Below are 1,436 nucleotides of genomic sequence, written 5' to 3' on the forward strand. Positions count from 1 at the left end.
TTCAGACGGCCTTTATCCCCCAAAAGATAGCCAGTCCACCACCTTTGCTATATCATTCAACTATACAGAAACCAAGGAAAACACCATGTACGAAGTCAACCGCAGCGTCTTCCTGCTTATCCCCCTCGATCCTTTTTGGAACTGGCTGAAATCCCTGCCCGGCAATCACTTGGACGGCCTGACGCTTGAAGATATCCAAGCCGATGCCAATTCCTACCTCGTTCGCCCGTGTGAAACCGCCGACGAAGTATGGGACGAAATCGAAGCACGTTTTGAAGACATTTTTGCTGCCGAATTGGCCGACTGGTGCGAAGACGAAAGCGAATGGCCGGATTTGGACGCCGACATTTTCAACGAATGGTTCGACATCCAACTCTCCACCGTAATTACCGACCTCGAACACGAACCAATCGCACGCGAAGAGTTCCAACCCATCAATCTCAACTGATGAAACTGACCGTCCGCAACTACCACCTCGACGGCTACGGCCACGTCAACAATGCGCGCTATCTCGAATTTCTCGAAGAAGCGCGCTGGACGTTTTTTCAAGAGCATGACCTTCTGTCCGAACTCAAAGACATCATGCTCGTTGTTGCACGCATTGACATCCGCTATCGCCGCCCGTCGCTTGAAGGCGATGTCTTGACCTTTACAGGCCGTCTGAAAGACATTGGCACACGCCACATCATCCTCAGCCAAACCGCGACCCTGCCCAACGGCAAAGCCGCCATCGAAGCCGAAGTTACCCTTATGCCCGTCAGCAGCGAAAGCGGCCGCAGCATCAGCGTTCCCCAAACCTTAGCACACGCCATTCAAAATCTCGAATCATGAAAAAAATACTCACACTCCTTGTCGTTGCCACGATTGGCGCGCTTCTTACCTTCGTCCTTATCCCCAGCAACAAAGCCGCCCCTGATTTCGCCCTGCCCGACCTGCAAGGCAAAACCATTACCAATGCCGATTTGAAAGACAAAGTTACCCTCATTAACTTCTGGTTTCCCTCCTGCCCCGGCTGCGTGAGCGAAATGCCTAAAATCATCAAAACCGCCCAAGATTATCAAGGCAAAAACTTCCAAGTCCTCGGCATTGCCCAACCCATCGACCCCATTGAAAGCGTCCATCAATACGTCAAAGAATACGGCCTTCCTTTCACCGTCATGTACGATGTCGACAAAACTGCCGCAAAAGCCTTTGGCACACAGGTTTACCCGACTTCCGTCCTGATCGACAAAAACGGTAACATCCTCAAAACCTACGTTGGCGAACCCAATTTCTCCCAACTCTATCAAGAAATCGACCAAGCCCTCGCCCAATAAATCCAAGGCCGTCTGAAACCATATTTCAGACGGCCTAAAACCGAAATATCCTTTATAATAAGCAACATTTTATCCGTTCAGACACCAAGCTCCTCTATTAACAAAGGCCGTCTGAAACAA

Annotated in this window: 3 protein-coding genes; all 3 read left to right on the forward strand. The window is 50.3% G+C overall.

Annotated elements, in window-relative coordinates; genetic code table 11:
• Positions 1–85: 85 nt before the first annotated feature.
• From ACTHUT_RS20570 to ACTHUT_RS20580, 3 genes are read left to right on the forward strand one after another with little or no spacing between them, the layout of a single operon-like run.
• Positions 86–448 carry a hypothetical protein gene (locus ACTHUT_RS20570; RefSeq protein WP_003681812.1) on the forward strand — a complete coding sequence of 121 codons (363 nt, stop codon included), beginning with the start codon at positions 86–88 and terminating at the stop codon, positions 446–448.
• Positions 448–831 carry an acyl-CoA thioesterase gene (locus tag ACTHUT_RS20575; protein WP_440385943.1) on the forward strand — a complete coding sequence of 128 codons (384 nt, stop codon included), beginning with the start codon at positions 448–450 and terminating at the stop codon, positions 829–831. The genes ACTHUT_RS20570 and ACTHUT_RS20575 overlap by 1 nt, the downstream gene beginning before the upstream one ends.
• Positions 828–1,316, forward strand: a complete 489-nt coding sequence (locus ACTHUT_RS20580; RefSeq protein ID WP_440385942.1) for a peroxiredoxin family protein — start codon at positions 828–830, stop codon at positions 1,314–1,316. Before ACTHUT_RS20575 ends, ACTHUT_RS20580 begins: the two co-directional genes overlap by 4 nt.
• Positions 1,317–1,436: the final 120 nt, after the last annotated feature.

The organism is Neisseria sp. P0022.S010 (genome assembly GCF_051956635.1).

Excerpts from the sequence above, each read along its gene's own strand:
- ACTHUT_RS20570 (WP_003681812.1), top strand. The coding sequence starts at position 86 with ATGTACGAAGTCAACCGCAGCGTCTTCCTGCTTATCCCCCTCGATCCT.
- ACTHUT_RS20575 (WP_440385943.1), top strand. The coding sequence starts at position 448 with ATGAAACTGACCGTCCGCAACTACCACCTCGACGGCTACGGCCACGTC.
- ACTHUT_RS20580 (WP_440385942.1), top strand. The coding sequence starts at position 828 with ATGAAAAAAATACTCACACTCCTTGTCGTTGCCACGATTGGCGCGCTT.